This window comes from Sutterella massiliensis (assembly GCF_016899755.1).
Lineage (GTDB): Bacteria > Pseudomonadota > Gammaproteobacteria > Burkholderiales > Burkholderiaceae_F > Sutterella > Sutterella massiliensis.
In genome coordinates, this window is the sequence record NZ_JACJJC010000182.1 from 1 (window position 1) to 706 (window position 706).

Genomic DNA, 706 nt, shown 5'->3' on the forward strand with positions numbered 1-706 from the left:
TAAAGGGCGAATCGTTGACGCGAGCTTCATCGAAGCGCCGAGCTCTACGAAGAACAACAGCGGGAAGCGCGATCCGGAAATGGCCAGCGGCAAAAAAGGGAATACCTGGCATTTCGGTATGAAGATGCATGTGGCCACCGACACGATCGTCGGCATTGCCACCGACGTTGTTTATGGACCCGCCAACGAACATGACATTTCGCGCGCTCGAGAGCTGATTTCGTCCGACACGGAGGAGGTCTACGGAGATGCAGGCTACCTGGGGCTCAACAAAAGAGACGAATTCAACTCTGCAGCAACCCGGGAATCGCCAAAGCGCCACTACTACATCAATGTGCGCCCCGGCAAGATTAAGGATCGGCCGGCCGACGACGTATTGCGTCGGTTTGAGCATCTGAAGTCAAGCGTGCGATGCAAGGTTGAACACGTTTTTGCCCGAGTCAAGCTGCAAATGGGGTACCGGAAAGTTCGGTACCGTGGCATCAAGAAAAACGCCCATCGGATCAGTACCCTTCTTGCTCTGGCCAACCTATACACCTGGGACTGTTGGAAACGAAGAACCGTGGGATAAGTGTGCTCATTGACTAGGAAAAGTCAATGAAAACAATGAATTATGCGAATTTAAGCCCGTAAACAGAATTCGTTGGATAAAAACTATTCAATTCTGGCAAATGCCGCCGAAAACGGCATTTGCTCAGAGGATCCT

Annotated in this window: 1 protein-coding gene; it reads left to right on the top strand. The window is 51.6% G+C overall.

Annotated features, from left to right (window positions below; genetic code table 11):
• On the top strand, positions 1–571 hold a 571-nt coding region (locus H6A60_RS12040), incomplete at its 5' end, for an IS5 family transposase (protein ID WP_205104954.1).
• Positions 572–706: the final 135 nt, after the last annotated feature.